The sequence below is a fragment of the Lacibacter sp. genome (assembly GCF_057361365.1).
The window spans coordinates 107,177-133,271 of sequence record NZ_JBMQSG010000020.1; the positions used below are offsets into that span (position 1 = coordinate 107,177).

General features: G+C 40.2%; 20 protein-coding genes and 1 tRNA gene. 14 read left to right on the plus strand and 7 right to left on the minus strand.

Annotation, left to right across the window (positions count from 1 at the left end; translation table 11 throughout):
• Positions 1–3 precede the first annotated feature (3 nt).
• Both ACO1QW_RS17080 and ACO1QW_RS17085 read left to right on the plus strand, forming a co-directional pair.
• On the plus strand, positions 4–1,143 hold the full coding sequence (locus tag ACO1QW_RS17080; RefSeq protein ID WP_486260597.1) for a sensor histidine kinase: 1,140 nt from the start codon (positions 4–6) through the stop codon (positions 1,141–1,143).
• Complete coding sequence (locus ACO1QW_RS17085; RefSeq protein WP_486260598.1) at positions 1,115–1,828, plus strand: LytR/AlgR family response regulator transcription factor; 714 nt, start codon at positions 1,115–1,117, stop codon at positions 1,826–1,828. Before ACO1QW_RS17080 ends, ACO1QW_RS17085 begins: the two co-directional genes overlap by 29 nt.
• Here the strand turns inward: ACO1QW_RS17085 and ACO1QW_RS17090 are convergent, their stop codons facing one another.
• Positions 1,829–2,260 carry a GNAT family N-acetyltransferase gene (locus tag ACO1QW_RS17090; RefSeq protein ID WP_486260599.1) on the minus strand — a complete coding sequence of 144 codons (432 nt, stop codon included), beginning with the start codon at positions 2,258–2,260 and terminating at the stop codon, positions 1,829–1,831.
• Between the two features lie 228 nt (positions 2,261–2,488).
• Between ACO1QW_RS17090 and ACO1QW_RS17095 the strand changes: the two genes are divergently transcribed.
• The 3 genes from ACO1QW_RS17095 (at position 2,489) to rnc (ending at position 4,810) form a co-directional block, all read left to right on the plus strand.
• Entirely contained in the window at positions 2,489–2,725 is a 237-nt protein-coding gene (locus ACO1QW_RS17095; RefSeq protein WP_129131635.1) for an acyl carrier protein, read from the plus strand.
• A gap of 49 nt (positions 2,726–2,774) precedes the next feature.
• Positions 2,775–4,025, plus strand: coding sequence for a beta-ketoacyl-ACP synthase II (gene fabF, locus ACO1QW_RS17100; protein WP_486260600.1), 1,251 nt, complete (start codon positions 2,775–2,777; stop codon positions 4,023–4,025).
• A 74-nt stretch (positions 4,026–4,099) separates the two neighbouring features.
• Positions 4,100–4,810, plus strand: a complete 711-nt coding sequence (gene rnc / locus ACO1QW_RS17105; RefSeq protein ID WP_486260601.1) for a ribonuclease III — start codon at positions 4,100–4,102, stop codon at positions 4,808–4,810.
• 74 nt (positions 4,811–4,884) lie between these two features.
• Here the strand turns inward: rnc and ACO1QW_RS17110 are convergent.
• Both ACO1QW_RS17110 and ACO1QW_RS17115 read right to left on the minus strand, forming a co-directional pair.
• Positions 4,885–4,971: transfer RNA gene (locus tag ACO1QW_RS17110), tRNA-Ser, on the minus strand.
• Positions 4,972–5,034: 63 nt separating this feature from the next.
• Complete coding sequence (locus tag ACO1QW_RS17115) at positions 5,035–5,805, minus strand: TatD family hydrolase (protein ID WP_486260602.1); 771 nt, start codon at positions 5,803–5,805, stop codon at positions 5,035–5,037.
• 157 nt (positions 5,806–5,962) lie between these two features.
• On the opposite strand from ACO1QW_RS17115, the gene ACO1QW_RS17120 reads away from it, so the two are divergent.
• Entirely contained in the window at positions 5,963–6,856 is an 894-nt protein-coding gene (locus ACO1QW_RS17120; RefSeq protein WP_486260603.1) for a hypothetical protein, read from the plus strand.
• A gap of 114 nt (positions 6,857–6,970) precedes the next feature.
• Here ACO1QW_RS17120 and ACO1QW_RS17125 read toward each other — a convergent pair whose 3' ends face one another.
• Positions 6,971–7,597, minus strand: coding sequence for a polysaccharide deacetylase family protein (locus tag ACO1QW_RS17125; protein ID WP_486260604.1), 627 nt, complete (start codon positions 7,595–7,597; stop codon positions 6,971–6,973).
• Positions 7,598–7,605: 8 nt separating this feature from the next.
• A complete protein-coding gene (locus ACO1QW_RS17130; RefSeq protein ID WP_486260605.1) occupies positions 7,606–8,547 on the minus strand; it encodes an ARPP-1 family domain-containing protein in 942 nt (313 codons plus the stop codon).
• 58 nt (positions 8,548–8,605) lie between these two features.
• Between ACO1QW_RS17130 and gltX the strand changes: the two genes are divergently transcribed.
• From gltX to fumC, 6 genes are all read left to right on the plus strand, one after another.
• The gene (gene gltX / locus ACO1QW_RS17135; protein ID WP_486260606.1) at positions 8,606–10,120 is read left to right on the plus strand and encodes a glutamate--tRNA ligase; all 1,515 of its coding nucleotides are present in this window, start codon (positions 8,606–8,608) and stop codon (positions 10,118–10,120) included.
• Positions 10,121–10,200: 80 nt separating this feature from the next.
• On the plus strand, positions 10,201–11,757 hold the full coding sequence (locus ACO1QW_RS17140) for an ArnT family glycosyltransferase (protein ID WP_486260607.1): 1,557 nt from the start codon (positions 10,201–10,203) through the stop codon (positions 11,755–11,757).
• Between the two features lie 61 nt (positions 11,758–11,818).
• On the plus strand, positions 11,819–12,226 hold the full coding sequence (locus ACO1QW_RS17145) for a cobalamin B12-binding domain-containing protein (RefSeq protein WP_486260608.1): 408 nt from the start codon (positions 11,819–11,821) through the stop codon (positions 12,224–12,226).
• A gap of 25 nt (positions 12,227–12,251) precedes the next feature.
• The gene (locus ACO1QW_RS17150; protein WP_486260609.1) at positions 12,252–13,025 is read left to right on the plus strand and encodes an enoyl-CoA hydratase/isomerase family protein; all 774 of its coding nucleotides are present in this window, start codon (positions 12,252–12,254) and stop codon (positions 13,023–13,025) included.
• A gap of 47 nt (positions 13,026–13,072) precedes the next feature.
• Positions 13,073–13,768: a hypothetical protein gene (locus tag ACO1QW_RS17155; RefSeq protein WP_486260610.1), complete on the plus strand. Its 696-nt coding sequence runs from the start codon at positions 13,073–13,075 to the stop codon at positions 13,766–13,768.
• A 194-nt stretch (positions 13,769–13,962) separates the two neighbouring features.
• Entirely contained in the window at positions 13,963–15,360 is a 1,398-nt protein-coding gene (gene fumC, locus ACO1QW_RS17160) for a class II fumarate hydratase (RefSeq protein ID WP_486260611.1), read from the plus strand.
• Positions 15,361–15,408: 48 nt separating this feature from the next.
• Here fumC and ACO1QW_RS17165 read toward each other — a convergent pair whose 3' ends face one another.
• On the minus strand, positions 15,409–15,630 hold the full coding sequence (locus ACO1QW_RS17165) for a hypothetical protein (RefSeq protein WP_486260612.1): 222 nt from the start codon (positions 15,628–15,630) through the stop codon (positions 15,409–15,411).
• Between the two features lie 72 nt (positions 15,631–15,702).
• On the minus strand, positions 15,703–19,701 hold the full coding sequence (locus tag ACO1QW_RS17170) for a PQQ-dependent sugar dehydrogenase (protein WP_486260613.1): 3,999 nt from the start codon (positions 19,699–19,701) through the stop codon (positions 15,703–15,705).
• A gap of 293 nt (positions 19,702–19,994) precedes the next feature.
• On the opposite strand from ACO1QW_RS17170, the gene ACO1QW_RS17175 reads away from it, so the two are divergent.
• The gene (locus ACO1QW_RS17175; RefSeq protein ID WP_486260614.1) at positions 19,995–22,334 is read left to right on the plus strand and encodes a T9SS type A sorting domain-containing protein; all 2,340 of its coding nucleotides are present in this window, start codon (positions 19,995–19,997) and stop codon (positions 22,332–22,334) included.
• A gap of 141 nt (positions 22,335–22,475) precedes the next feature.
• Positions 22,476–26,036 (plus strand): hypothetical protein, encoded by a 3,561-nt coding sequence (locus tag ACO1QW_RS17180; RefSeq protein ID WP_486260615.1) that lies wholly within the window; start codon positions 22,476–22,478, stop codon positions 26,034–26,036.
• The last annotated feature ends 59 nt before the right edge of the window (positions 26,037–26,095 follow it).

The following is a 26,095-nucleotide window of genomic DNA, read 5'->3' on the forward strand; positions in this document are numbered from 1 at the left end:
ACAATGAATACGTTTTTATATAACGACTTTATTTTTTCACCTCGCTACAAAATTTTGCGGCACTTACTTTATTGGACATTGCATGTTGCAATATGGGCCGCATTTTGGATGATGATGGGTGTGCCCCTTTCTTATGGCCGCAATCTTATTAACATGATTATGTGGGTACCGGCGTTTATTTTATTCGGTTACCCATTAGTATATGGTGCTATTCCGCATCTGCTGTTAAAAGGAAGGGTATGGCAGTTTTGCGTGGTAGTATTGCTGTGGGCGTTCACTGGTCTTTACATCGATGCAGGTTATAGAAGTTATGTTTTGATTCCGGCCCAGGAAGCAATGGGGCTTGATAATATTTTACCAAGAGGTCCATTAGCTTTTTGTTATTTATGTATGACCACCTCCGCAGCAAGTCCAATGGTTATTAAATTTTTTAAGTTATGGACAATCAAGCAAAGAGAATGGATGCGTGCTCAACAGGAAAAAGTAACTGCCGAGCTTCAATTGCTGAAAGCGCAGGTACACCCGCATTTTTTATTCAACACCCTGAATAATATTTATTCTTTTTCCCTTGAAAATTCTCCCAAAACACCCGAGCTCATTTTAAAGTTATCGTCTTTGCTGAGTTACATGTTATACGATTGCAAAGCAGATGAAGTACGGTTAGAAAAGGAAATCGGGATCATGAAAAATTATATTGATCTGGAAAGGGAACGTTATGGTGAAAAAATTGAAATATCGTGGAGTGTAGAAGGAGAAATAAAGGATAAATTAATCACTCCGCTTTTATTACTACCGTTTTTAGAGAATGCGTTTAAGCATGGTGTGTCGGAACAAATAGAAAAACCATGGCTTGGCGTTGATATATCGGTACAAAAAGGAACGCTTCGTTGCAAAATTGCCAACAGCAAAAATGAGTATGTAGCGCAAAGCAGCAATGGAATAGGAATAGACAATGTGCGCAAGCGACTCGCTTTTCTTTATCCCGGAAAGCATGAGTTAAAAATTAGTGATGAAGGAAGTTTCTTTGTTGTATCGATGATGCTTGTACTTGTTGATGAACTTCTTGCCACCAGCCCGAAAATAGCACCTACTTACATTTCACAACCAACAGCACATGAAGCTTCGCTGCCTGCTTATAGATGATGAGCCACCTGCATTAAAGGTATTGTCGTCTTATATCAGTTCTATTAACGGACTTGAAATAGTAGGTCAGTGTCGCAATGCCATTGAAGCACTTGATATATTAAAGCAAAAAGCAGTCGATGTAATTTTTCTCGACATAAAAATGCCACGCATCATTGGTACTGAGTTTTTGAAAAATCTTTCACATCCACCAAAAGTAATTTTTGTTACAGCTTACCGAGAGTATGCGGTTGACGGCTTTGAACTTGATGCAGTAGATTATCTTGTAAAACCGGTTTCGTTCGAACGTTTTTTTAAAGCCATTACAAAACTCAACAGGTTGATGGGAAATGAACCATCAATACCTGCATCAAATGAAGGAAATAATTCCGATGGCTTTGTGTATCTGAAAGTGGATAAGGATATGAAAAAGATATTTGTGAAAGAGATAGAATATATTGAAAGCTGGAAGGATTATGTAAAAGTTTTCCTGGCAGGTGGTAAACATTTCCTGGTGAAGCAACCTATTTCTTCTATGGAAAATCTTTTATCGGAGCATAAGTTTATGCGGGTGCATCGTTCCTATATGGTGTCGCTAAATAAAATCGATGGCTATAATGGCATGTCGGTTCAATTGGCGGAAAAAGAGATTCCGATCGGTCGATTATATAAACAAACAGTTATGGAAAGGCTTCAGTTAAAGTAATTACCTCAGCTTCTTGATCATTTTAAAGTGGGGAATCGTTAATTGTATAAACTCATCTCCATCTATTTTATAACCCTGTTTTTCAAAAAAGTGACAGGTTACTTTGCGTGAGTGCATCATCATAAGTTTATAACCACGGTCACGGGCAATGTTTTCAGCAAAGTTCATAAGCGAAGCGCCAATGCCTTTCCCCTGCAGGTTGTTTTCAACGGCCATTTGCCGGAGCCGGACAGTACTGTTATCGATATGTGTAAGGAAACAACAGCCCAGCATTTTTTCTTCTTCAAAAGCAGCAATAAGAATGTCGTTTTTTTCTTTCTCCAATTCTTCAGGCGTAAAATTCAAGCCAAGCGGTTTACGCAATATTTCGTACCGCAGGTTGATCATTTGCCTGTGTTCAGCTGTTCCAAAGTCAATTTGTTTCAGAGCCATATGTAAGTTTATGCAGGATGAACAAGTTACATTTTTTTATGTAAAAACAAACAGTTGTAACTTAACGGTAAGCAAGCTTCATAAAAGCTTAGTAAAGCAGGTTTTTAATGACGTAGTAAAAACAGGCATAAATATCCTGAAAATGAAGCGCTTCAGACAATTTTGCAGGAACGCTTGCTAATTGCTTAAAAACTCTATTTTTGCAACCTGTAACCAAATATTACGACAATGTCAGACATCGCAGCAAGAGTAAAAAAAATCATCGTTGACAAGTTAGGTGTTGAAGAGTCAGAAGTAAATCCTGAAGCTTCTTTTACCAATGATCTGGGAGCTGATTCGTTAGACACAGTTGAACTGATCATGGAATTCGAAAAAGAGTTCAACATTTCTATCCCCGATGAACAAGCTGAAACCATCACAACTGTTGGCCAGGCAGTAACTTATTTAGAAGAACACGCTAAGTAATTCAGTATCGCTCAAGCGGTATAACTAATCTTTCCCAGGCAACTTACTTATGGATTTAAAACGAGTAGTAGTTACCGGAATTGGTGCCCTTACACCATTGGGCAAAACTCTCGATGAATATTGGGATGGTTTAACCAATGGTGTATCCGGTGCTGATTTCATCAAGCAATTTGATTGTTCGAAGTTCAAAACACGTTTTGCCTGCGAGGTGAAAGATTTTGATCCCACCACTTATCTTGATAAAAAAGAAGCCCGGAAGATCGACCGCTTTACACAATTTGCATTAGTTGTAAGCGACCAGGCTGTGCAGGATGCGGGCATCAATAAAGACAATGTTGATGTTGATCGTGTAGGTGTCATCTTTGCCAGCGGTATTGGCGGCCTCATTACTTTCCAGGAAGAGGTAGTCAATTTTGCAAATGGCGATGGCACTCCCCGTTTCAACCCCTTCTTTATTCCTAAAATGATTTTGGACATTGCAGCCGGACAAATTTCGATGCGTCATGGTTTCCGTGGTCCAAACTTCGCCGTTGTATCAGCTTGTGCTTCTTCAACCAACGCCATCATTGATGCTTACGATAACATTCGCTTGGGTAAAGCAGATATTGTTTTAACCGGCGGTAGTGAAGCTGTTGTAAGTGCAGCAGGTGTTGGTGGATTTAATGCCATGAAGGCATTGAGCGAACGTAACGATGATCCTAAAACAGCCAGCCGTCCTTTTGATAAGGATCGAGATGGTTTTGTGATGGGTGAAGGCGCCGGTATGCTCGTGCTTGAAAGTCTTGAACATGCTTTAAAGCGTGGCGCAAAAATTTACTGCGAAATTGCAGGCGGTGGTGCTACTGCTGATGCACATCATATTACAGCTCCACATCCGGAAGGCCTTGGTGCAAAAAATGTAATGAGTGCGGCATTGAGAGATGCAGGTATGCAGGCGTCTGATATCGACTACATCAACGTACACGGTACGTCAACTCCACTGGGTGATATTGCTGAAACCAAAGCCATCATGAGTGTATTTGGTGATCATGCATATAACCTCAACATCAGTTCAACCAAGTCGATGACCGGCCACTGTTTAGGTGCGGCAGGTGCTTTAGAAGCTATTGCTTGTGTAATGAGTGTGGTGCACGATACTGTACCACCTACCATTAACCACTTTACAGATGATCCTGAACTTGATCCCAAACTCAACTTTACTTTTAACAAGGCACAGAAACGCACAGTGCGTGCTGCTTTGAGTAATACGTTTGGCTTTGGTGGACATAATGCATCAGTGATTGTAAAGAAATATTCCTGATTTACTTTAGATTTGTTAGAACATACATCTGCCAAATGCAATTTTGTTTGGCTGAATGATGTAATTAAATCTGTATGGTGCGGAACTTCGTCCGGCAAATATTACCCGCTAAGAATAAGTTTGAGGTAAACCTTCGTAATATACTTGGGTACAGCCCCGGCGACCTTAAACTTTACAAAACCGCACTCAGCCATCGTTCAATTAAAGAAGGCAGCGATCAGAACAATGAACGCCTGGAATTTTTAGGTGATGCTGTGTTAAGTGCAGTTGTTGCTGACTATCTCTTCAAAAAATATCCTTACAAAGGCGAAGGTTTTTTAACGGAGATGCGTAGCAAAATGGTGAACCGTGCTACACTCAATGATATTGCAGTGCGCATGGGTTTAAAGAAAGTAACCTTCTACAATAAAGGAGATAACTCACTTAAGATTTCCCAGATATTTGGTAATACACTCGAAGCTTTGCTTGGCGCTATCTACCTCGATCTTGGTTATAAAAAAACGCAACGTTGGATCGTAAAGAATGTGATTGTTCCGTATTTGTTTATGGAAGATCTTGAAGCACTTGAGATCAATCATAAGAACAAACTTTACGGCTGGGCCAACAAAAATGGCAAAGCACTGGATTTTGAAACACTGGATGAACGTTTAGAAAATGGCCGCAGGTTGTTTACCATTGGTGCTGTAGTTGATGGCGAAGTAATTGCTGAAGGAAAAGCATTCAATAAGAAAGACGCCAGCCAGATAGCTGCACAAGCTGCGGTAGAGAAGCTGGGTATTATTTAATTCTGATAAACTGACAAGTAGAAAAGTGACTATAACAAAAAAGCTCAGCAATTACTGCTGAGCTTTTTTGTTTGCAGAGAGGAAGGGATTCGAACCCTCGATGCAGTTTCCCGCATACACACTTTCCAGGCGTGCTCCTTCAACCACTCGGACACCTCTCTATTAATTATTCCTTCAAAAGAATATGAAATCGCTTTCTTTTTGGGGCAGCAAAAATACAGTTATCACTTTGAGCTGCCGAATAATTTTTGAGCATTCAATGTTGTTTGCTCAGCAATTTTCTCTGCGGAAACATTCATTGCTTCAGCCATTTTAGCAACGATATATTTCAGGTAAGAAGGTTCATTACGTTTACCTCTAAAAGGCGTGGGACTTAAATAAGGCGCATCTGTTTCAAGCACCAGATATTCTAAAGGAATCGAAGAAAGAACTTCCGCCAACCCAGATTTTTTGTAAGTGACAACGCCGCCAATACCCATTAAAAAACCGAAGTCCATAATTTGTTTTGCTTCATCAACCGACCCTCCAAAACAGTGAAAAATGCCACGAAGGTTTCCATTCTGATGCTCCCGAACAATATCAATGCAATCCTGCATTGAATCCCTGCTGTGAATCACGATTGGCAGGTTCAAATCCAATGCCCAGTTAATCTGTTTCCGAAACGCAACTTTCTGTTCGGCCACAAATGTTTTATCCCAATAATAATCTAACCCTATTTCGCCCACAGCGGCAAAGGGACGTTTCCGCAACCATCCTTCCACAAGCTTCAGCTCATCGGCCACGTTTTCTTTTACGTAACATGGGTGGAGACCCATCATAGCAATGCATTCAGGATGCGTTTCTTCCAGTTTCAGCAGGTCGGCAATAGAACTGCTGTCAACATTAGGCAAATAGAAACGGTTAACCCCTTCGGCTTTGGCACGAGTGATAACGTCTTCAATATCAGCCTGAAACTCTTCTAAATAGAGGTGTGTATGTGTATCAATGATCTCCATAAACCGCAAAAATAAGCTCTTATAGCAGGTACTGAATAGGGTTATTTTACGTTTTGACTCTCAACCATCAATTATTTTAACGGTCCTTTAAACCAAGTAGGCGCAAGTAAGTCTTTGTACTGTTCAATTGTTAAATAAACCACCAAAAGCGTATATCATGAAAACAAGTTCAATCTTATCAAGAGGCACATTAGCATTCCTGCTTTTCAGTGCTCTCACATTTACAGCCTGTAAAAAAGAGGCCAGTCAATCAAAAGAAGAAGAATTAAACACTGTTGAAAGTACTGAAAGCAACAACGAAGCCGAAACAGCTTACGATGATGTATTCAATAATACCATGGGTATTGGTGCGGAAGCAAATGGCGAATCGCTGGGTATTACAGCTGGTGTAGGTATTTTCGGCCGCATGGATGCGGGCAATATAACCGGTCGTGTAGATAGTGTTCGTTGCTTTTCAATCACCGTTTTACCTGTTACACCTGGCGTTTTCCCTAAAACCGTAACAATTAATTTCGGCGATGGTTGCCTTGGCCGTGATGGTAAAGTTCGCAAGGGAAAGATCATTACAGTATTTACAGGGCCAATGGGTATTCCAGGCAGCAAAGCCACTACCACATTTGAAAATCACAAGATCGACAGCGTAAAAGTGCAGGGAAGGCATGAAGTAACGAATAACAGCACCAGCAATAACAGAGTGTTTACTACAAAAGTTATTGAAGGTAAACTCACATGGGATAGCGGTCGGTGGGTAACATGGAGCAGTGTGCGTACAGTGGCTCAAATTGAAGGAAACGGAACTCCACTCTGGCCTTTGGATGATATCTTCTCAGTCACTGGCGGCGGCCTTGGTGAGAACAGTCGTGGCAAAACATGGGGACATGAAATAATCGAACCTTTGATCAAAAAATTCAGTTGCCGTTGGATATCGAAAGGTGTTATGCGGATCAAATTTAATAACACCGGCGGGGTGCTCAACTTTGGTGCTGGCGGTTGCGATAACAAGGCGGAACTAACCATAAATGGTAACGTAAGAATCATTACGCTGCCCTAAGAAAAAACACTTGCATCTGATAAAAGAAATTGTACCTTAGCAAAAGTTTTCATAGGGTACGGATTAAAAACGGGCCAGGGTTTCCACCCCGGCCCTCCTTTTTTCAGCTCAGTTTTAGCGTATTATCTCGAAACGGTAACCCTCACCCGAAAACAATCTCAACACTTCAGGTAACGCAAATTTCAGATTAGGAAACGCCTTTTCACTATCGTGAAATACGATGATGCTTCCGGGCCTCGTATTCTTCCTTACATTATCAAAACATTTTTGAGGACTAATGTTCGTATCGAAGTCCGCACTTAACACAGTCCACATAATTATTTTAAAAGGTGGGTTCGATTCCTTCAACACTTTTGCAGGAAAACTTTTGAGTTTACCGTACGGCGGACGAAACAAATCTGAATCGATCCACTTAGCTGCTTCTTTTACATTATTCAACCACAATTCATCTTTTGTATGAAATCCATTTAAATGATTGTGTGTATGATTTCCGATGCGATGTCCTTCTGCAAACAAACGCTGATACAAATCAGGATGCTTCTGTACATTTTCTCCAATGCAAAAGAAAGTTGCCTTTGCATTGTATTTTTTTAATTCATTTAATACAAATTCAGTTACCCCAGGAGTTGGCCCATCATCAAACGTTAAGTATAAAATTTTTTCTTTTGTAGGAAAACTCCAGGTAAGTTTCGCAGGAAATAATATACGTAGCCACCAGGGTGTTGTTGCTATATAAAACATAATTGAAGTTAGTACAGATGTGAGAATCCGGTTAACTGGATGAGTACGTTTTTATAAAAAAAGCGCTTTCCTTTTTTCGAGAGAAAAGCTGCTTGTGTTTGCGGAGAAAACATTTCATGGGCATAAGAAACTTCATGACTATTGTCAACCTTGGCAGTTGTACCCGTAAGTACAGCTTCAGTACAATATTTTTCCAATAAGCCAGGAAGTGTTTGATAGAAAAGAGAAGTGCTGATAAAAACATCAGCTCCTAATATTTTGTGACCTGTTGAAGCAATTATGCCTACAATACTACTGTCTTTACTTCTTAAAGTCTGCAAAAAATAACGGATGTATTGCTGTGAAGTATCAGCTACTTTTTTATTGCTCAGCAGAGATGCATACGATGAAGAGTGGGTTTGATTGTTTTGTTTTAGTAAGCGACGTATTTCATCCCACACCTTTGTTTGGTTTTGTGCTGTATCAATGATTGCCTGCAAACCACTACCGGTAGTGCCACGATAGATAAACTTTTTTTCTTTTTCACTCCAACGGTTTTCTTCGATACAATAAACGGGAACAAGATGTTGCTTACCTGCAGCAAGAATAGTGTCTCTTGCAAAAACACGGTCTTGCCGGCCACCCATTACTATTTCACCACTTTTTATCACGAGATCTTTACCACTATTGTTTTCAATAACAAGCACATTGATATTATCAACCATATAGTTTCCTCGTTCTTTCAGCTTTACCGAACCTTGAGCCATTCCCGTTTTTAGATTAATAGACACAGGCGTATTATAAATGCTGTCGTTTGCCGGTTCAATTCTTTTTATTGGAATTAGTTTCAGATGGCGAAATAAGATAGCACTGTCATACTCCACCACAATTGAAGGATATGTAAATGGAGACTGGGCGCTTGCACTAAAACAAATTGCAAACAAACAGAACGAAAGAAAAACTTTATTCATTGATGCAGTGAAGATAGCTAAATACAGGCTGTTGCCGTTTAGGGTTTATATTTGCAGCATGAGTGTAAGAGTTCGTTTTGCTCCCAGTCCAACGGGAGGTTTGCATTTGGGCGGTGTACGCACCGTGTTGTATAATTATTTATTTGCCAAACATCACGGAGGTGAGTTTGTGCTGCGTATTGAAGATACAGATCAAACCCGTTTTGTGCCCGGTGCTGAAGAGTACATTTTTAATTGTTTAAAATGGTGTGGGCTTGAGCCCGATGAAAGTCCTGTGCATGGTGGTCCTTATGGTCCTTACCGCCAAAGCGAACGCAAAGAAATGTATCGTAAATATGCGGAGACATTAGTTACACATGGTCATGCATATTATGCTTTTGATACCAAACAGGAATTGGAGCAAATGCGTGAAGAAAATAAAACAGAAGAAAATCCTTCGCCACAATACGATCATCGTGTACGCAGGAAAATGCGGAATAGTTTAAATCTTACCGATGATGAAGTGAAAGAATTGCTAGAGAAGAATACACCGCATGTTATCCGAATTAAAATGCCAGAGAATGATGTGGTGAGTTTTACAGATATGATTCGTGGTGAAGTAAACTTCCAGACCGGCTTGGTTGATGATAAAGTTTTGTTGAAAGCTGATGGCATGCCCACTTATCATTTGGCAGTAGTAGTGGATGATTACTTAATGAAGATCACGCATGCCTTTCGTGGCGAAGAGTGGTTACCCAGTGCACCAGTGCATTTATTACTTTGGAAATATTTAGGATGGGAAGCATCGATGCCACAATGGGCGCATCTTCCATTGATCCTTGGTCCTAATGGAAAGTTGAGCAAACGTGATGGAGCCAAATACGGTTTTCCAGTTTTTGCAATGAACTGGACCGATCCAAAAACAAATGAATTAACAGAAGGCTTTTTTGAAAAAGGATTTTTACCTGAAGCATTCATCAATTTGTTAGCAGTGCTTGGCTGGAACGATGGAACCGAGCAGGAACTGTATAGCATGGATGAACTGATTGCAAGTTTTGATATTAAGCGTGTACATAGTGCCGGCGCAAAATTCGATTTTGAAAAAGCAAAATGGTTCAATCATGAGTGGATAAAAAGGTTGAACGTTGAAAGCTTAAAGTTGAAAGTGAAAGAAGTTTTTTCAGCGACAGGAATAAATACAGGCGACGATCTCATCCTTGAAAAAGTAATTGAATTGGTAAAGGATCGCTGTACCCTGTTAACAGATTTTGTTCTGCAGGCTGGTTTCTTTTTCAAGACACCTGATGTGCTTGAGCTTGATGCAGTAAAACCAAAGTGGAACGACGACAAGAAGCAATTCTTTACAGAGTACATTAATCAGCTGAATGGAATTGGTAACTGGGAGGTGGGTGCAATTGAAAATGCGTTTAAAGAATTAGCCGTTGCAAAAAATATAAAACCAGGAGAATTGCAGTTGCCGATGCGGATTATGTTGGTGGGAGGTAAGTTTGGTCCGGCGGTTTTCCAGATTGCTGAATTAATTGGTAAAGAAGAAACGGTAAAGCGCATAAATAATGCACTGGCTCAGCTTTGATAAATGCTGAGGTGGTATTCATGCAGGTAAAAAATAAGCTCCTGTGTTGAAATATGGCGTTGAGCCATTATCTTAACTGTATGAACCTTACCAAATCTGCATGGCCACTTATTTTATTACTGGCACTCATTAAATTTGCGCTTCCTTTTTTTCTCCAACATCCGGTTTACGAATTACACAGGGATGAGTTTTTGTATTTAGAACAAGGTCATCATTTAGCATGGGGTTATATGGAAGTGCCTCCAATGCTATCGTGGCTTTCGTATCTCACACATTTAATTGGCGGTAGTTTTTTTTGGGTGAAATTCTGGCCTTCTCTTTTTGGTGCGTTTACACTTGTTGTTACCTGTGCCATGGTACTTGAAATGGGGGGTAAATTATTTGCCGTCTTTGTGGCAGGCTTGTGTATTCTATTCACCGCTTATTTGCGGTTACACTTTTTATTCCAGGCAAATTTTCTTGAAGTATTCTGGTGGACGTTGAGCGCTTATTTTATTCTTAGATACATCAACTCCAAGCAAACAAAATTTTTGTACTGTATTGGTTTTACTTTTGGTTGTGCCTGGTTGAGCAAAAATTCAGTTTCCTTCTTCATCATTGGGTTCGTTGTTGCGTTGTTATTGACACAATACCGCTCACTACTAATTAATAAACATTTATATGGTGCTGGGTTGCTTGCATTAGTGATTACAATGCCAAATTTATTGTGGCAATACAATCATAACTGGCCACTATTACATCACATGGAAGAGCTTAGAGAAACACAATTAAAGTTTCTGAGTCCGGTTGATTTTTTAATGGGACAAGTAATGATGTATTTCACCGCATTTTTTATATGGGTGATGGGGTTGATCTGGCTGTTTACTGCAAAAGGAAAACCTTATCGCATGCTTGCGTGGACTTATCTTATTGTAATTGTTTTGTTGATTGCAAGCAGCGGGAAGAATTATTATTCAATGGGTTTGTATCCCATGTTGTTTGCAGCTGGTTCAGTGGCATTGCAACAATGGACTTCGGTAAAAATAAAATGGTTGCGGTGGGCAACAGTTACTGTTATACTTTTTCTCGCAGGTTTTACTTTGCCAATGGCCATGCCGTTGTGGGAACCTGATAAGCTAGCTGCTTATTATAAAGAGCGTAACATGGAAGCAACAGGTATGTTGAAATGGGAAGATCAACAGAATCATTCGTTACCGCAAGATTTTGCCGATTACCTCGGCTGGAAAGAAATTACTTTGAAGGCAGAAAGATTTTATCAATCATTACCACAAAAGGAAAAGGATAGTACCGTTGTTTATTGCCGGCATTATGGATTAGCAGGAGCACTAAAATATTATGGCAAAGATTCACAATTCAAATCGAAAGTGATCAGCGACAATGGATCATTCCTGCATTGGATACCGAACGATTTTGGTTTTAAACATTTGCTATTTGTTGGCCGCCGAATGCCCGATAAGGATGATGAAGTGTTTCAGCATTTTGAAAAAGTAACTTTGATTGATTCTGTTACCTACAAACATTCACGACAGTTAGGAGATCGAGTGATCTTTTTTGAAAATGTTGATTCAGTGGGTTCAACCTTGGCTGCCGATGGGTTGAAACAAATGAAACAGGAATTTAGTCGAAAAAAATTGTGATCAATTTCCTTGTTTACAATCGTTAGCTGAAATGCCTATTTTCGCAACATAACCTTGCTGTATGAACAGACCCGTTAGAGTACTTGTTGCAAAAGTTGGATTGGATGGCCACGACCGTGGGGCTAAGGTAATAGCTACGGCACTTCGTGATGCGGGAATGGAAGTGATTTATACTGGTCTTCGTCAAACTCCTGAAATGGTGGTGAATGCTGCCTTGCAGGAAGATGTTGATGCTATTGGTGTAAGTATTTTAAGTGGCGCACACATGACCGTTTTCCCTCGCCTGTTAAATTTGATGAAAGAAAAAGAAATGAACGATGTGCTGCTTACCGGGGGTGGTATTATTCCTGATGAAGATGTTGATGCGTTGACCAAACTTGGTGTTGGTAAATTATTTCTGCCCGGCACCAATACACAAGACATTGCAACTTATATAAAGGACTGGGTGTCGAAACACCGTAATTTCTGATCTTACAATTTATAAACCTGCTTTTATGAGTTACAATAGTTTACTCACTTCTTTAGAAGATGGAATTCTTGTTATCACTGTGAATCGTCCTGATAAATTAAATGCACTCAATAAAACTGTCATAGAAGAATTAGCAGCTGTTCTTGATGAAGTGTATTCGAACAAAGAAATAAAAACAGCGATCATTACAGGTGCAGGCCCTAAAGCATTTGTGGCAGGGGCAGATATTTCTGAATTTTTCTCACTTGATGCAAACGGCGGCGAGGCATTGGCCCGAACCTCCCAAGAGAAAGTTTTTAACAGGATTGAACAATCGCCCAAGCCAATTATTGCTGCCGTAAATGGTTTTGCATTGGGCGGCGGTTGCGAACTCGCAATGAGTTGCCATTTTCGATTGGCAAGTGAAAATGCAAAGTTTGGTCAGCCGGAAGTGAACCTTGGATTGATTCCAGGTTATGGTGGAACGCAACGTTTGGTGCAGCTCATTGGCAAGGGCAAAGCAATGGAGTTGATGATGACAGCGGCAATGATTGATGCAAACGAAGCTAAGCAGCTGGGGCTGGTAAATTATGTTACAACGGCAGAGGAATTATTACCTAAATCAAAAGAGCTGCTTAGTTTAATTATGACAAAAGGACCAAATGCTATTGGTAAAATAATTCAGGCAGTGAACGCTTTTTACGACAATGACACAAATGGATTTGATGCTGAAATAAAACTTTTTGGTGAATGTTTTGGAACAGAAGAAATGAAAGAAGGCGTGAATGCCTTTTTGGAAAAGCGGAAAGCGAAGTTTTAGGAAATTGAATATCTTTAAATAAGTACGATCATTCAATATTCATTTTTATGAAGCGTTGTGTTTTTTTATTTTTGTTTGTAGCCCTTACTATCCCCGTTTTCACACAAGTTTCAAAGAAATATACTATTCAACCTGGTGAAAGCATTCTGGATATTATTCCACCTAGAGAATCGGTTGAATATGAGAATTTCCAACAGGGGTACGTTTACTTTCGAGATGGTAAACGCTCTTCCGCCAAGCTGAATTATAATTTTGTGTATGAAGAAATGCTTTTTATTGCAGCAAAGGGAGATACACTTACTATTCTTAACCCATCTGAAATAAGTTCTGTTGTTATTGGCAGGGATCAATTTTATTATGCTGACGTTCGTTATGTGAAATTAGATACAGCGATTGGCAATGTTAAATTGGGGGTTTCGAGTTTTTTTGTAACGTTAAGCAAAAGAAAGATTGGCGCTTACGGAACAACAATGGAAGGGGGATCTGATTCTTATGCCTCTTTTGTCGTTCCAAACAATACTAAAATCAACTTAATTCCCAATGTAGTTACAACAGTTACAAACCGAAAGGCACTTTTTATTGGTAACAAATTCAATCAGTTCATTCCCGTTACAAAAAAGAACATTTTCTCCTTTTATCCGGAAAAGGAAGAACAATTAAAGAAATATTTTCAAAGTAGGGATGTCAATGTCTCTTCCCGTGAAGATGTTATTGCTCTTATTACTTACATGGATAAATTGTAGATCATTTTTCAATCAGCTTTACATTCATGAAATACGCTTCCGGCTCACTCATTACTGAATCTTTCCTTTTGATGCAAACGACTGCGTAAAAAAATGATCTTTCTCATGCGAATTGCGGGCTCAAATTAGGAAAACCAACTCTGTTAACACCTACCTTTGCGGCACTTTCCGAACTTACAAAAATCATTTTTACTATGAGCTTCAGAATTGAAAAAGATACGATGGGAGAGGTAAAGGTTCCCGTTAACGCTTACTATGGTGCGCAAACCCAACGCAGCATCGATAATTTCAAGATCGCACAGGATATTAATCGCATGCCTAAAGAAATTATTCGTGCATTTGCCTATTTAAAACATGCCGCAGCCATTACCAACAATGAAGCTGGTGTGTTACCAAAAAAGAAAGCTGTTTTAATTGGTAAAGTGTGTAAAGAAATTCTGGAAGGAAAACTGGATGATTTTTTCCCACTTGTGGTGTGGCAAACAGGTAGCGGAACACAAAGTAATATGAATGTAAACGAGGTGATTGCTTATCGTGGTCATGTGTTGAACGGTGGCAAATTGGATGACAAAGAAAAATACCTGCACCCAAATGATGATGTAAACAAAAGCCAGAGCAGTAATGATACCTTCCCAACTGCTATGCATGTTGCAGCCTACAAAATATTAATTGAAACAACTATTCCCGGTATTGAAAAACTCCGCAATACACTTGACAAAAAAGCAAAGGCTTATAAGAAAGTGGTGAAAATTGGTCGTACCCATTTTATGGATGCAACACCGCTTACAGTAGGACAGGAGTTCAGCGGTTATGTTTCGCAATTAGATCATGGATTGAAGGCCATCAAAAATACATTGGCTCATTTAAGTGAGCTGGCATTGGGTGGTACAGCTGTTGGTACCGGCATCAACACACCTCCTAACTATGATGTGAATGTGGCGAAACATATTGCAAAACTTACAAAGCTACCTTTCAAAACTGCCGATAATAAATTTGAAGCATTGGCAGCTCATGATGCTATTGTTGAAGCCCATGGCGCATTGAAAACGGTGGCGGTAAGTTTAATGAAGATCGCAAACGACATTCGCATGTTGAGCAGCGGACCTAGAAGTGGTATTGGTGAAATTTTTATTCCGGATAATGAACCAGGTTCTTCTATTATGCCAGGTAAAGTAAACCCGACACAATGTGAAGCTTTAACCATGATTGCCGCACAGGTGATGGGTAACGATGTAGCGATTAACGTTGGTGGTGCAATGGGCCATTTTGAATTGAATGTATTTAAACCGGTGATGATCTACAACTTCCTGCATAGCGCAAGACTAATTGGCGATGGTTGCGTAAGCTTCAATGATAAATGTGCAGTAGGAATTGAGCCAATTGAAGCAAATATTAAGAAGCACGTAGAAAATTCTTTGATGCTGGTTACTTCACTAAATACAAAGATTGGTTATTACAAAGCAGCAGAAATTGCACAGAAAGCACATAAGCAAGGAACAACATTAAAAGAGATGGCGGTGAAACTTGGTTATGTTACTCCTGAGCAGTTTGATGAATGGGTGATACCTGCAAACATGGTGGGTAAAATATAAATAACTGAACCATAAATAAAAAAAGGAGAAGCTTAGCTTCTCCTTTTTTTATTCGTAACTGCTGTAGTAATCTGTATCTGGAATATTCTCATCCTGCAATGCAGAATTTATAATACTACGCTTTCCATAAAAAAACAACTTGTAAAGCCTAGATGCAACTGTTGCATCTTCTTCACGAATGATAAAAACTTCGTTGTCGGTTTTCAAAACATTTCTTTCTGTAGCTAACGCTGTGGCCAAAAAAGAAGCGGGGATAAATGTGTTTTGCATACAATAGGTTTTCAGATTAAAAACGACAAAATCCCTGCTATGGTTGGGCAGGGATTTTGTTTTAACAGTTGTTTATTGTTTTACAAGCTTCACTTTTTCATTGATCGATTTGCCATTAATATCGAGGTAATAAACACCGGCTTTGTAATTGCTCAGATCAAGCTGGAAACTGTTTTTGCCTTTTACAAGGTTTACAGAAATGCTTTGAATGGTGCGACCTGTGTTATCGATCACATTCATTTGCGCTGTTTCATCAGCAATTGCATCGATGGTTACAGTTGTTTTCTCAACCACAGGATTAGGGAACACATTTACATATATATTTTGTAATGTGCCAAAGCTTACATCAATAATGTTGGTGTATTTATTGGCCCCATTTACTTCATTTGAGTGAACACGGTAGTATACTTTGTTCGCCAGCTTTCCTGCGTTAAAATCAATATAATTGTATGTAAGATTTGTAGCAGGAATATTCTTAGCATCAACCGTTCCAATTTTTTCAAAATTGATATTATCAAGACTGCGTTCAACTGTATAAGAAAGAACATCAACCTCGTTATTCACTACCCATTCAAGTTTTGAATTATCAGCAACCGCTTTTCCGCTAAAGCTGAAAAGATCAAATGGTAATGTGGCAGAAGATGACATGAAGTAAAAACTGGAGAACGAACTCACATCAAACTGTATGGCATGACCGTAAATGGATTGAACATATTTACCGGTAACAGTTTGACCCAATGCCGTTGACGCCATAGTAGTTCCGCACGCATCATTGTTTTTGTAAACAGATAGATCGGTTATACTGGCAACATTACTTCCTGATGTTGCAATCATGTCTGCCAGTTCCTGTGCTGTAATATAAAGTCGTACAGAAACCGGTGTAGCTGGCGGATTGTTTTGTACGCTAATGGTAACATTCCTGTTTAAATATTTATTACCAAATCCTGTTCTTACGGGATTTCCTGTGCGAGTAAAAAATGATGTAGTGATATCGCCAAGATTATTACTATTAGCATCAATTTCTGCAATGATATTTCCGTTCGGTCCTGTAATGGGCACCCATAAATCATTATTTCCGTTTGCAGCATTGATGGTTACAGCTGTAGCGGTAACACATCCTGCACTCGTGCTTGAATCGATAGGAATGTAGGTTGAGATAGTACTTGGGAAAGGGGCTGTACCAGATGGACTGTAGCCTAAAAATTCATAGCGAACAATACAACCAAGACAGTCTGCAACAACATCAGGCGGGTTACCAACAGTTGCAGCTGAACCTGCCGGGCTTCGATCCATTGCCAGGTAAATATTTTTTCCATCAGGAGAAAATGCCATGTCTCTGTAACGATTACCGCTTTGAAAATAAGTAACAGTGTCTGATTGAGGGGATGACAATGTTGGAATGGTTTTTACAACTGCCGTTCCTGCATCATTTAATTTTAGACGGATCAGGCGTCCCCATTTTAAACCCGCAGCAAGCAAAGTATTTTTCCAACCTGGAATAAACGTACTTGTATAAAGACCTAAGCCAGACCATCCTTCTGAATGCCATCCTGCATTGTTGGGTGTTGTAGGATTGCTCCAAATAGATGAAACAGTTCCTGTACCAGTTCCTGGATAGGCAGAAAAAATGGGGTCCTTATAGGCACCATATAATGTTGCACTGGCATTAATAGTATTCATGTTGGTTACTTCGTTACCAATGGGCGGGGCACTTGAAGCAGCAGCAGCTTGTCCGTCAACTGTGTATGCCCCTCCGGTCCAACCAAAAGGAACACCCACAGTCGTGCTTGTACTTAATCCTTTTGTTGTTGTGCCATTATAATTTCCATCAGCAGCATAACCTATTACTAATGGGTGTCCGTAGTTTTTAAATCCTTCGATGATATTGATTTCATCATCACTGAATGGTCCATGTGATGAGCCGTAAAGAATATTTAAATCTGGATTATAGGCAAACCCTTGATTGTTACGCATACCAATACTCCATACTGCACTTTTACCAACGATTGGTGCAACATCGTTATATGGGTTGCTATCGGGTATCCATTTTTGATTGCCTGTACCTGAACAGGTATCGGACAATGCAAAACGTAATATCTTTCCTTCGTAAGCATTCAACACTTGTGCTTTCATTGGTCTTACAATATTCAGTTCGGGATACTGTTGGCCTGCACCCATATCACCCGCTGCATAAAATAAATAGTAATCACTTCCGCCCTGTGTCATCGGTGTAATGATCATTCGTTGGGAATTGTGATCTCCGCTTCCGGGAATAGTATCGCATATTGAAACCGGTGATTCTAATTTGTTGGTTGAGGTATTATAAAAGAAACGAACAATTCGGTTTACGAAAACTGCAGTTGATGGATTGCTGTGTACATAAGAAATGTATACGTAGTTCTGTGGTGAACTTGCATCTAAAAACTTTGGATGCAACGCCATACCAGCGAAGCCACCTTGTGCGCCGGCACCGTTTGCAAACTGGCAATTAAACGCCTGGTCTGTTGGTGACGAAAAGAAAGTACTGTTTTGTGAAATATCCAACACTACTTGTTTTACACCTGTTGTAGGATGAATTCTGTTTAATTTATAACCTTTTGCTTCTGTAACCCATAAATAATTATCCGGACCGTAAGTTATTTCCCAAGGATCGGCAAGCACACTTGCTGCAGATAAAATTGTTTGCCTGTAAACTTCATTCATTTTACCGGCGGTAATATTTGTTGTAGCTAGAGGCGCAGATACATAAATACTGATGTTGTTTGCAACAGATCCTGAAGCAGGGGTGGTTGAATAGGCAGAAGATGAATATACTCTTACAAAATATTGTGTTGATACTGATAACCCACTGCTGATGGTTACTTCGTTTTGTCCACACGCAATGCTGCTTAAACTGCCGCATGTGCCCGAATAGACTTGTATCATTGCACCATTCGCACTTAAGGTTGATCCTGCTGTTACAGTTATGGTAGCATTTGTTTGCGTGGAAGTAGTTGTGAATTTATACCAAACATCGTCATCAGGGGTGCCGGTTGCACAACCAACAGTTGTTCCGCTTGCAGTAGCATTTGTTAAGTTGCCCGATGAGTTGGTACTACCGGGTGTTATTGTCAATGCGCCTGCACAATCATCATGTGATGGTACTGCTGTATATGACACACAAATGCTGAAACCCCAGTTCGCAGTAGTTCCGCCTGTTGCAGTAGCCGTTGTAAATACTCTGAAATAATATTGAGTTGATGGTGCAAGATTTGTTAATGACAGCGTGGAAGTTCCACTTGCTGTTGTAGCGATAGATGTTCCTGTGAATGCACCTGCAGCACAATTTGAAGCAGTGAATGCTTCAATGTATGTGTTGGAGGATGTAAGGTTGCTACCAAAACCCGAAGCGGCAATTTGTACATTGCGGATGTTGGCAGGAGTTGTAAAAGTATACCATACATCCTTAGTAGTGCCAGCTGAATTTGTAGGGCTACCGGTTGCTGTTGCGTTTAATAAGGTTTGACTAGCAGTGGCCCCACAGCTTGTTACCGCAGTAATATTGGTGGCGGTAGAACATAGATCGTTTGTTAAAGGTGGGTCATAGGAAACGCAGATGCTAAACTGCCAGTTACCCGCACCTCCTGTAGTGGTATTACCAGCAGTGGTAAATACTCTGAAATGATAAAGTGTAGAAGCTGTAAGTCCAGTTAAACTGAGGCTTGTTCCTGACGCTGTTGTTACTGACGAAGTTCCAAGAGAAGTTCCGCTGAATGTGCCAGAGCCACATGAGCCTCCTGAAAATGCTTCGATGTATGAATTATTATCGATGCTGTTGCCAGGACTTGATAGGGTTAACGTTACGCTAGTGATGCCACTAGGTGTGGTAAAAGTGTACCATACATCTTTGGTTGTACCCGCTGTGTTAGTCGGGCTTCCTGTAGCTGTAGAGTTTTGAAGAGTTTGACCAGTTGTAGCCCCACAAGTGGTTTGTGGATTTAGGTTTAACGGAGTATTACATGCATCTGGTGCTACTTGTGCAAAGGAATTGAATGATAAAAATAGTACTGCGATAATCAGGATACGTTTCATGATTTTACAAGGATTGTTTGGATTTGTCAAATGTAGGATGACTCTACTTACTCACCTATAGAAGTTTTCCTTTATTAAATGCGGAAATTACGAGACGCATATAAGAGCAGTTCTACTGAACCGTTCCCACGAATAATTATTTGTAGGAATACGGCTACTGTACTCCGTAAGAAATACGAGCAGCATCTAATAAATACGACTACAGTGTTGTCGTATTTATTCATCGTTAACGAAATAAGTTTTTCATTAATTTTATATTTGAATTAAGTATAATTTGTTTTTAATCCAATCCTATGTATAAATTTCTACTTCTTCCGTATACTCTTTTCTTTGTATTCGCCTTTTCCTCTTTTCCGGAAAATGTAATTGCACAATCGGTCCAAACAGGTAAAAGTTATATTAACATCAGCAAGCCTGCGGGCGGCACTATTCAAAATGGAGACCAATTAGAGATACGTGCTGTTATTGCAGTATCGGGCAACTCAGTTTATTTCGCCCGATACAACGATACTATTCCCACCGGCACCACCTACGTCGCAAATTCTATTCGCTTCACAACTAATGAAGGAATGAATTATGGAACACCGCTACGCATAAATGGTTTATTAACCGATGCTGGCGCCGATGATGAAGCAAGATATAATGCAGGTGTGTTACGAGTAAACCTCGGTAGCCTTACAAGAAGTGGCGGCGGACAAACAGCGGCTTACAATGCTGTTGCTGCACCTACGACTATAGATGTACTACCTTCCGCATCCGGATGCAGAATTTATAATACAGGCAGGCCGAGCTTTTATGGCGGAACATGTATTATTATGGTCACCTATCGTGTTACAGTAAACACAACAGCCGGCAATACATTTACGATTCCGGGAGGTGCGTTTCGTTACAAATCAGCAAATACATTTAGTGAAGCGACACTTGCCAGTACAGTTCGCCCGTTAAATACAATGACGGTGATGGTAACAGATCCTTTACCGGTTTGTAATGCAGTAGGTAATAATTCAATTGTTGGTAACGGGGGAAATTTCGGTAGCGGATCAACACAAAATCTTAATCCTGCTCCTGCTGCAGGAACAGTTGTACCAGGTTATCAATGGCGTTCATTTTCATCGCCCACAACAGGCCCGAACGATAGCATGTTTACAGTTGCAAATAACACCAGCCCCACTGCAAGTACAAATGCAAACCTCGCTTATCCTAACAGCAATCGTTTATTTAATGTGTGGGATATTATAGGCGATCATACCAATGCAGCAAATCCATTAGCAGGTAACCCTGCAACAACAGCAGGACAGGCTGGCGGATATATGGCGGTGGTAAACGCTGCTTATGGTATTAATAATGCAGTGCAACAAAACGTTGGTGGTTTATGCGGCGATACTTATTATGAATTCTCTGCATGGTTCAGAAATATCTGCCGCCGATGCAGTTGTGATACATCAGGCAAAGGTTCAGGTACTTCTGGATTTAAAAGTTATATGGCTCCTGTTGTTCCTAACACTAATGATTCTGCAGGCGTATTACCTAATCTTACTTTCCAGGTTGATGGTATGGATTATTATACTACAGGTAATCTTGATTATAGTGGTCAATGGGTGAAGAAAGGGTTTTTATTTAAAACAGCCCCAGGTCAAAATTCCGTAAACATTGTTATACGTAATAATGCACCAGGTGGTGGTGGTAATGATTGGGTAATGGATGATGTTGCTTTTGCCACCTGTTTGCCAGGGCTGAGTATGCAACCATCGAACAACCCGGTTTATTGTAACAACGGCCAGGTCGATATGTCGGTAATTGTACAATCGTTTTACAGTAACTATCAATATTACCGATGGGAGAGAAGCATTGATAATGGCTCATCGTGGAATAATGCACCTCTTTCACCTAGTGCTCAATCATTCAGTTATACTTATAATGCACCTTACTATGTTGACACGGTTGCATATCCAAGCTTTATTGCCAATCCTTCAAACAATGGACATCGTTTCAGAATTCGTGTAGGCACTTCGCTCACTAATTTGGGGAACAACAGTTGCGCTTCTTATAATACTACTGATGTAATTTCAGTAGGGGTGCAACCAACCTGTGATATATTGCCTGCGAAGTTTATAAGGATAAACAGTTCCCTCACTAATCGTCACGCAAATGTAGTTTGGGACATAGCAGATGAACAACCCAATACTTATTATAGCATTGAGCGAAGTGAAGATGGAATACAATATAAAGAAGCAGGAAAAATCAGCGGAACAATAATGCCAAGGTATTATTGGAATGATCCTGTGCCTGCACAGCAACGAACATACTACCGTGTAAAGATGATCACAGGCGATGCTGTTAAATATAGCAAAGTTGTGGTGGTGGCTCAAGAGGGATACGAACTGGATATGCATGTATTTAATAATCCATTTCATGAACGCATACTTATCGATTTCGCCAGCGATAAGGAACGTGCTGTAACAATTCAATTGATTGACATAACAGGCCGTATAAAACTTGAACAGAAACAGCTCCTAACTACAGGAATTAATACCGTTCAGTTAAATGTAAAAGACAAAGGCGCGGCGGGCTTGTATATACTACAGGTATCATACAAAGGAAAATCTATCCAGCAAAAATTGGTGGGTAATTGAAAAGGCGAAAATCCATAAGTGTAAACTCATAAGAATTGATAAAGGGTTCCGGTTATAATGTAATAATTGGGAAGTTTTACTATTGCTTCCAAAAAATTTATTAATGAATTTTGGAATCGTCCGTATACTATCCGAATAGCTATGAAACCAAAATTGTATCTAAGGCAGGCCCTATCCATTATTTTATTGCTGTCCTTCGCAGCGATTCCACTTATATCTTTTGGGCAGTCTGCTAATAATGCTTGTGGCAGTTCTGTTTCATTAACATCGTCAATTGCCTGTTCAACAACAACCGGTAATTTACAAAACGCAACATATGCCGGGGGAGATGGCCCGACGAGTGGCTGCGGTGCTGCATCACCGAATGACGTTTGGTTTCGTTTTCCTGCACAAGCTTCAACCACAACAATTACGGTAAATAATCTAGGTGCTAACCTTTCCACAGGTACAACTTATGTTGAACTTTTCAGCGGTACTTGTGGTTCATTTACTTCTATTCAATGTCAAACAGTAGCATCAAATCTCGTTGCAACAGGACTTACTGTGGGGGTGACTTATTATGTGCGTGTGTACATAACCGGTAGTACCAGTGGTAACCCTACAGCCAAATGGAACTTCGATATTTGTGTTACTCATCCAGCACCTCCACCTGCAAATGATAACTGTGCAACAGCAACATCTCTTACATCTAATACAGTTTGCTCTAATACTGCAGGTTCAGTAATTGGAGGAACAAACTCTGGTATTATTGCTCCATCCTGTGGTGGTACGGCCGATGACGATGTATGGTATAGCTTTACGGCCGTGCAATCTGTAACAACAGTTACCTTGAGTAGTGTCGGTACAAGCTTAAGTTCATCAGGAACAAGAATGGAACTGTTTTCCGGTGCATGTGGCGGTTTAACTTCTATTGATTGTAGTTCGGGTGCAACACTTACCGAATCGTCACTCACGCCCGGAGCAACTTATTACATCAGGGTATATTCTGCAGGAGCCACGGCACTAACAAGCAATGCAGGATTCAATATATGTGTTACACATCTTGCGCCGCCAGCGAATGATAATTGTGCAGGCGCTGTAAATCTTATTCCAGGTGTTTCTTGTACCAATACAGCAGGTGCAATTGTTGGTGCTACCAACTCCGGTATTGCGGCTCCATCTTGTGGCGGTGTTCCGGATGATGATGTTTGGTATATGTTTACAGCAACAGTTGCACCCACAACCACTATTACATTAAGCAGCTTGGGAAGTAATCTTAACTCATCGGGAGCTTACATGGAATTATTTTCTGGTGCTTGCGGAAGTTTGACTTCATTGTTCTGCAGCAGCAGCGGTAGTATATCCATGAGCTTAACAGCAGGCGCTGTATATTATGTAAGAGTTTATTCAGCAGGATCAACTGCAATTACAAGTACGGGTACATTTAATATTTGCGTAACAACACCTGCTGCAGCCGTGCCTGCCAACGTTTCAACAGGTAAGAGTTTCATCAACATTACAAGACCCAATGGTGGTACTGTAGTACCCGGTGATGTTTTAGAGATAAGGGTTTCAGTAAACGTAGCGAACAACGGAACTAACCGGATTTTCAGATCACGGTTTAATGACACTATTCCTGCTAACTTAACATACGTTGCCGGCTCGTTAAAGTTATTGACAAACGAAGGCAAACAATATGCAGCTTACACAGATGCTGCCGGTGATGACTTCGGCATGTATAATAGTTCGAACAAAACAATAAGATTTAATCTTGGCCGGGATACAACCGGCATGGCTACCAGTGCTGTTACGTCAACAGCCATTGATAGTACAACCGGAGGTTATTATAATTCAGGCACACACCGGCCACGGGGTAATGGTATGTTGGTTATTGTTACATATCGTGTAACAGTTGATGCATCGCTTGCATACAACACCGTAGTTAACTATGGTTCAGGTGCAGTTCGATACAGAAACCAATTGTCGTCGGTAGGTGCAATTGACTATGTAAATAATCCAAATAATCTTTCTTTTATTATTTATCCTAACTATGGTTTATGTTCTAATGCAACTGGTGCTAATAACGTAAATGCAGGTAGTGGTGATTTCGGTTCCGGCACAAACCTTAATGGAGCCAACCCAGGAACAGTGCCAGGATATAATTATGTTGCATTAGCAGCAAGCAACCCACAGGATGGCAACTACGGAGTAACAAAAAATTTAAGTCCTAATCAGTTGACAGATCCAACAGTTGCACGTCCTAATTCAACATCGGGCAATCGCATTTTTGGTGTATGGGATATTATTGGTGATCATACCGGAGCCGCCGATCCATTAGCCGGTAACCCACCTTCTCCGGCAGGCGTAAGTGGTGGCTATATGCTTGCGGTGAACGCAGCCTATCAATTAAGTATTGCCAACAACCAAAGTATAACGGGATTATGTGAAGATACATACTATGAATTTTCGGCATGGTTCAGGAATGTGTGTAAACGATGTGGCGCTGATAGCCTAGGTAATTATGCGTCGAATGCTACGGTTCCGGTGGGCTATATTCCAACTGCTGCTGGCGATTCTTCCGGTGTAAAACCAAATCTTACTTTCCAGATTAACGGTATTGACTATTATAATACCGGCACAATGGATTATGTAGGTACATGGGGTCAATGGGTAAAGAAAGGCTTTGTGTTTAAAACAGCAGTTGGGCAAACGGCCTTAACTATTTCAATTAAAAATAATGCGCCTGGTGGTGGTGGTAATGATTGGGTAATGGATGATATTTCGTTTGCTACTTGTTTACCAACACTAACCATGCGTCCAACCAATTCACCAACTTATTGCAACAATAACCAGGTAGATATTTCAGTTGCGGTATCTACCTTCTTTGATAACTATAACTATTATCAATGGGAGCGCAGCACTGATAATGGAACAACCTGGATATCGGCACCGGAAAGTCCATCTGTACAAAATTTTGGATTTACGAATTACAGTGGTGAGTACCGTGATACTGCTGCATTACCTTCTTTTATTGCATCAAGCGTGTATAATGGTTATAAGTACCGCATTCGTGTGGGAACATCAACAACAAATCTATCATCGGGCAGTTGTGCGTTATATAATGATGTTGATATCATTACTATTAATGTGCAACCTTCCTGTTCAGTATTGCCTGTTGAAGTCTTACAGTTCAATGTTCAATTGAAAGACAACCTTTCACTGCTCACCTGGAAAACGAAACAAGAAGTAAACCTCATTGGATATACAGTGGAACGGAGTACCGATGGTAAAACTTTTACTGCAATCGGGAAGCTTGCTGCAAAGGGCGCTATGAACAACGAAGTACAATATATGTTTACCGATATGACTGCTGTATACGGAAAAGTATATTATCGTCTGCGGATGACTTCAACTGAAGGCGGATCAAAATTCAGCAATGTCCTTTTTGTGCAGCCCGGTCAATCAAAATTATTTGAAGTAACAAATATTGTGAACCCAATCAGTTCAAAATTATCGTTCCAGGTTAGTACGCAACAATACGAACAAATAGAGGTACAACTGATGGATGGGGCTGGCCGCTTGATACTTAATAAAAAACTCACCATCAACAAAGGCAGTAATGCTGTTATGGTTGAAGTTCCCTCGCAATTGCAGAACGGATCCTATTTACTCAGGGTTCTGTCCAAGAATGAAGTAGTTAATAAGGTCATTCAAAAAAACTAATGGTTTTTTGATAACGCCAAGAATTTTTGCCACGGTCGTGCGGCTTTGGTTTCTCTTAT

What these genes read in the sequence shown, in the direction of transcription:
- ACO1QW_RS17150 (WP_486260609.1), top strand. Translation starts at nt 12,252, where the DNA reads ATGAGTTACAATAGTTTACTCACTTCTTTAGAAGATGGAATTCTTGTT.
- ACO1QW_RS17120 (WP_486260603.1), top strand. Translation starts at nt 5,963, where the DNA reads ATGAAAACAAGTTCAATCTTATCAAGAGGCACATTAGCATTCCTGCTT.
- ACO1QW_RS17145 (WP_486260608.1), top strand. Translation starts at nt 11,819, where the DNA reads ATGAACAGACCCGTTAGAGTACTTGTTGCAAAAGTTGGATTGGATGGC.
- ACO1QW_RS17125 (WP_486260604.1), bottom strand. Translation starts at nt 7,597, where the DNA reads ATGTTTTATATAGCAACAACACCCTGGTGGCTACGTATATTATTTCCT.
- ACO1QW_RS17080 (WP_486260597.1), top strand. Translation starts at nt 4, where the DNA reads ATGAATACGTTTTTATATAACGACTTTATTTTTTCACCTCGCTACAAA.
- ACO1QW_RS17130 (WP_486260605.1), bottom strand. Translation starts at nt 8,547, where the DNA reads ATGAATAAAGTTTTTCTTTCGTTCTGTTTGTTTGCAATTTGTTTTAGT.
- fabF (WP_486260600.1), top strand. Translation starts at nt 2,775, where the DNA reads ATGGATTTAAAACGAGTAGTAGTTACCGGAATTGGTGCCCTTACACCA.
- ACO1QW_RS17090 (WP_486260599.1), bottom strand. Translation starts at nt 2,260, where the DNA reads ATGGCTCTGAAACAAATTGACTTTGGAACAGCTGAACACAGGCAAATG.
- ACO1QW_RS17085 (WP_486260598.1), top strand. Translation starts at nt 1,115, where the DNA reads ATGAAGCTTCGCTGCCTGCTTATAGATGATGAGCCACCTGCATTAAAG.
- ACO1QW_RS17165 (WP_486260612.1), bottom strand. Translation starts at nt 15,630, where the DNA reads ATGCAAAACACATTTATCCCCGCTTCTTTTTTGGCCACAGCGTTAGCT.
- ACO1QW_RS17175 (WP_486260614.1), top strand. Translation starts at nt 19,995, where the DNA reads ATGTATAAATTTCTACTTCTTCCGTATACTCTTTTCTTTGTATTCGCC.
- ACO1QW_RS17115 (WP_486260602.1), bottom strand. Translation starts at nt 5,805, where the DNA reads ATGGAGATCATTGATACACATACACACCTCTATTTAGAAGAGTTTCAG.
- ACO1QW_RS17180 (WP_486260615.1), top strand. Translation starts at nt 22,476, where the DNA reads ATGAAACCAAAATTGTATCTAAGGCAGGCCCTATCCATTATTTTATTG.
- ACO1QW_RS17170 (WP_486260613.1), bottom strand. Translation starts at nt 19,701, where the DNA reads ATGAAACGTATCCTGATTATCGCAGTACTATTTTTATCATTCAATTCC.
- rnc (WP_486260601.1), top strand. Translation starts at nt 4,100, where the DNA reads ATGGTGCGGAACTTCGTCCGGCAAATATTACCCGCTAAGAATAAGTTT.
- ACO1QW_RS17140 (WP_486260607.1), top strand. Translation starts at nt 10,201, where the DNA reads ATGAACCTTACCAAATCTGCATGGCCACTTATTTTATTACTGGCACTC.
- gltX (WP_486260606.1), top strand. Translation starts at nt 8,606, where the DNA reads ATGAGTGTAAGAGTTCGTTTTGCTCCCAGTCCAACGGGAGGTTTGCAT.
- ACO1QW_RS17155 (WP_486260610.1), top strand. Translation starts at nt 13,073, where the DNA reads ATGAAGCGTTGTGTTTTTTTATTTTTGTTTGTAGCCCTTACTATCCCC.
- fumC (WP_486260611.1), top strand. Translation starts at nt 13,963, where the DNA reads ATGAGCTTCAGAATTGAAAAAGATACGATGGGAGAGGTAAAGGTTCCC.
- ACO1QW_RS17095 (WP_129131635.1), top strand. Translation starts at nt 2,489, where the DNA reads ATGTCAGACATCGCAGCAAGAGTAAAAAAAATCATCGTTGACAAGTTA.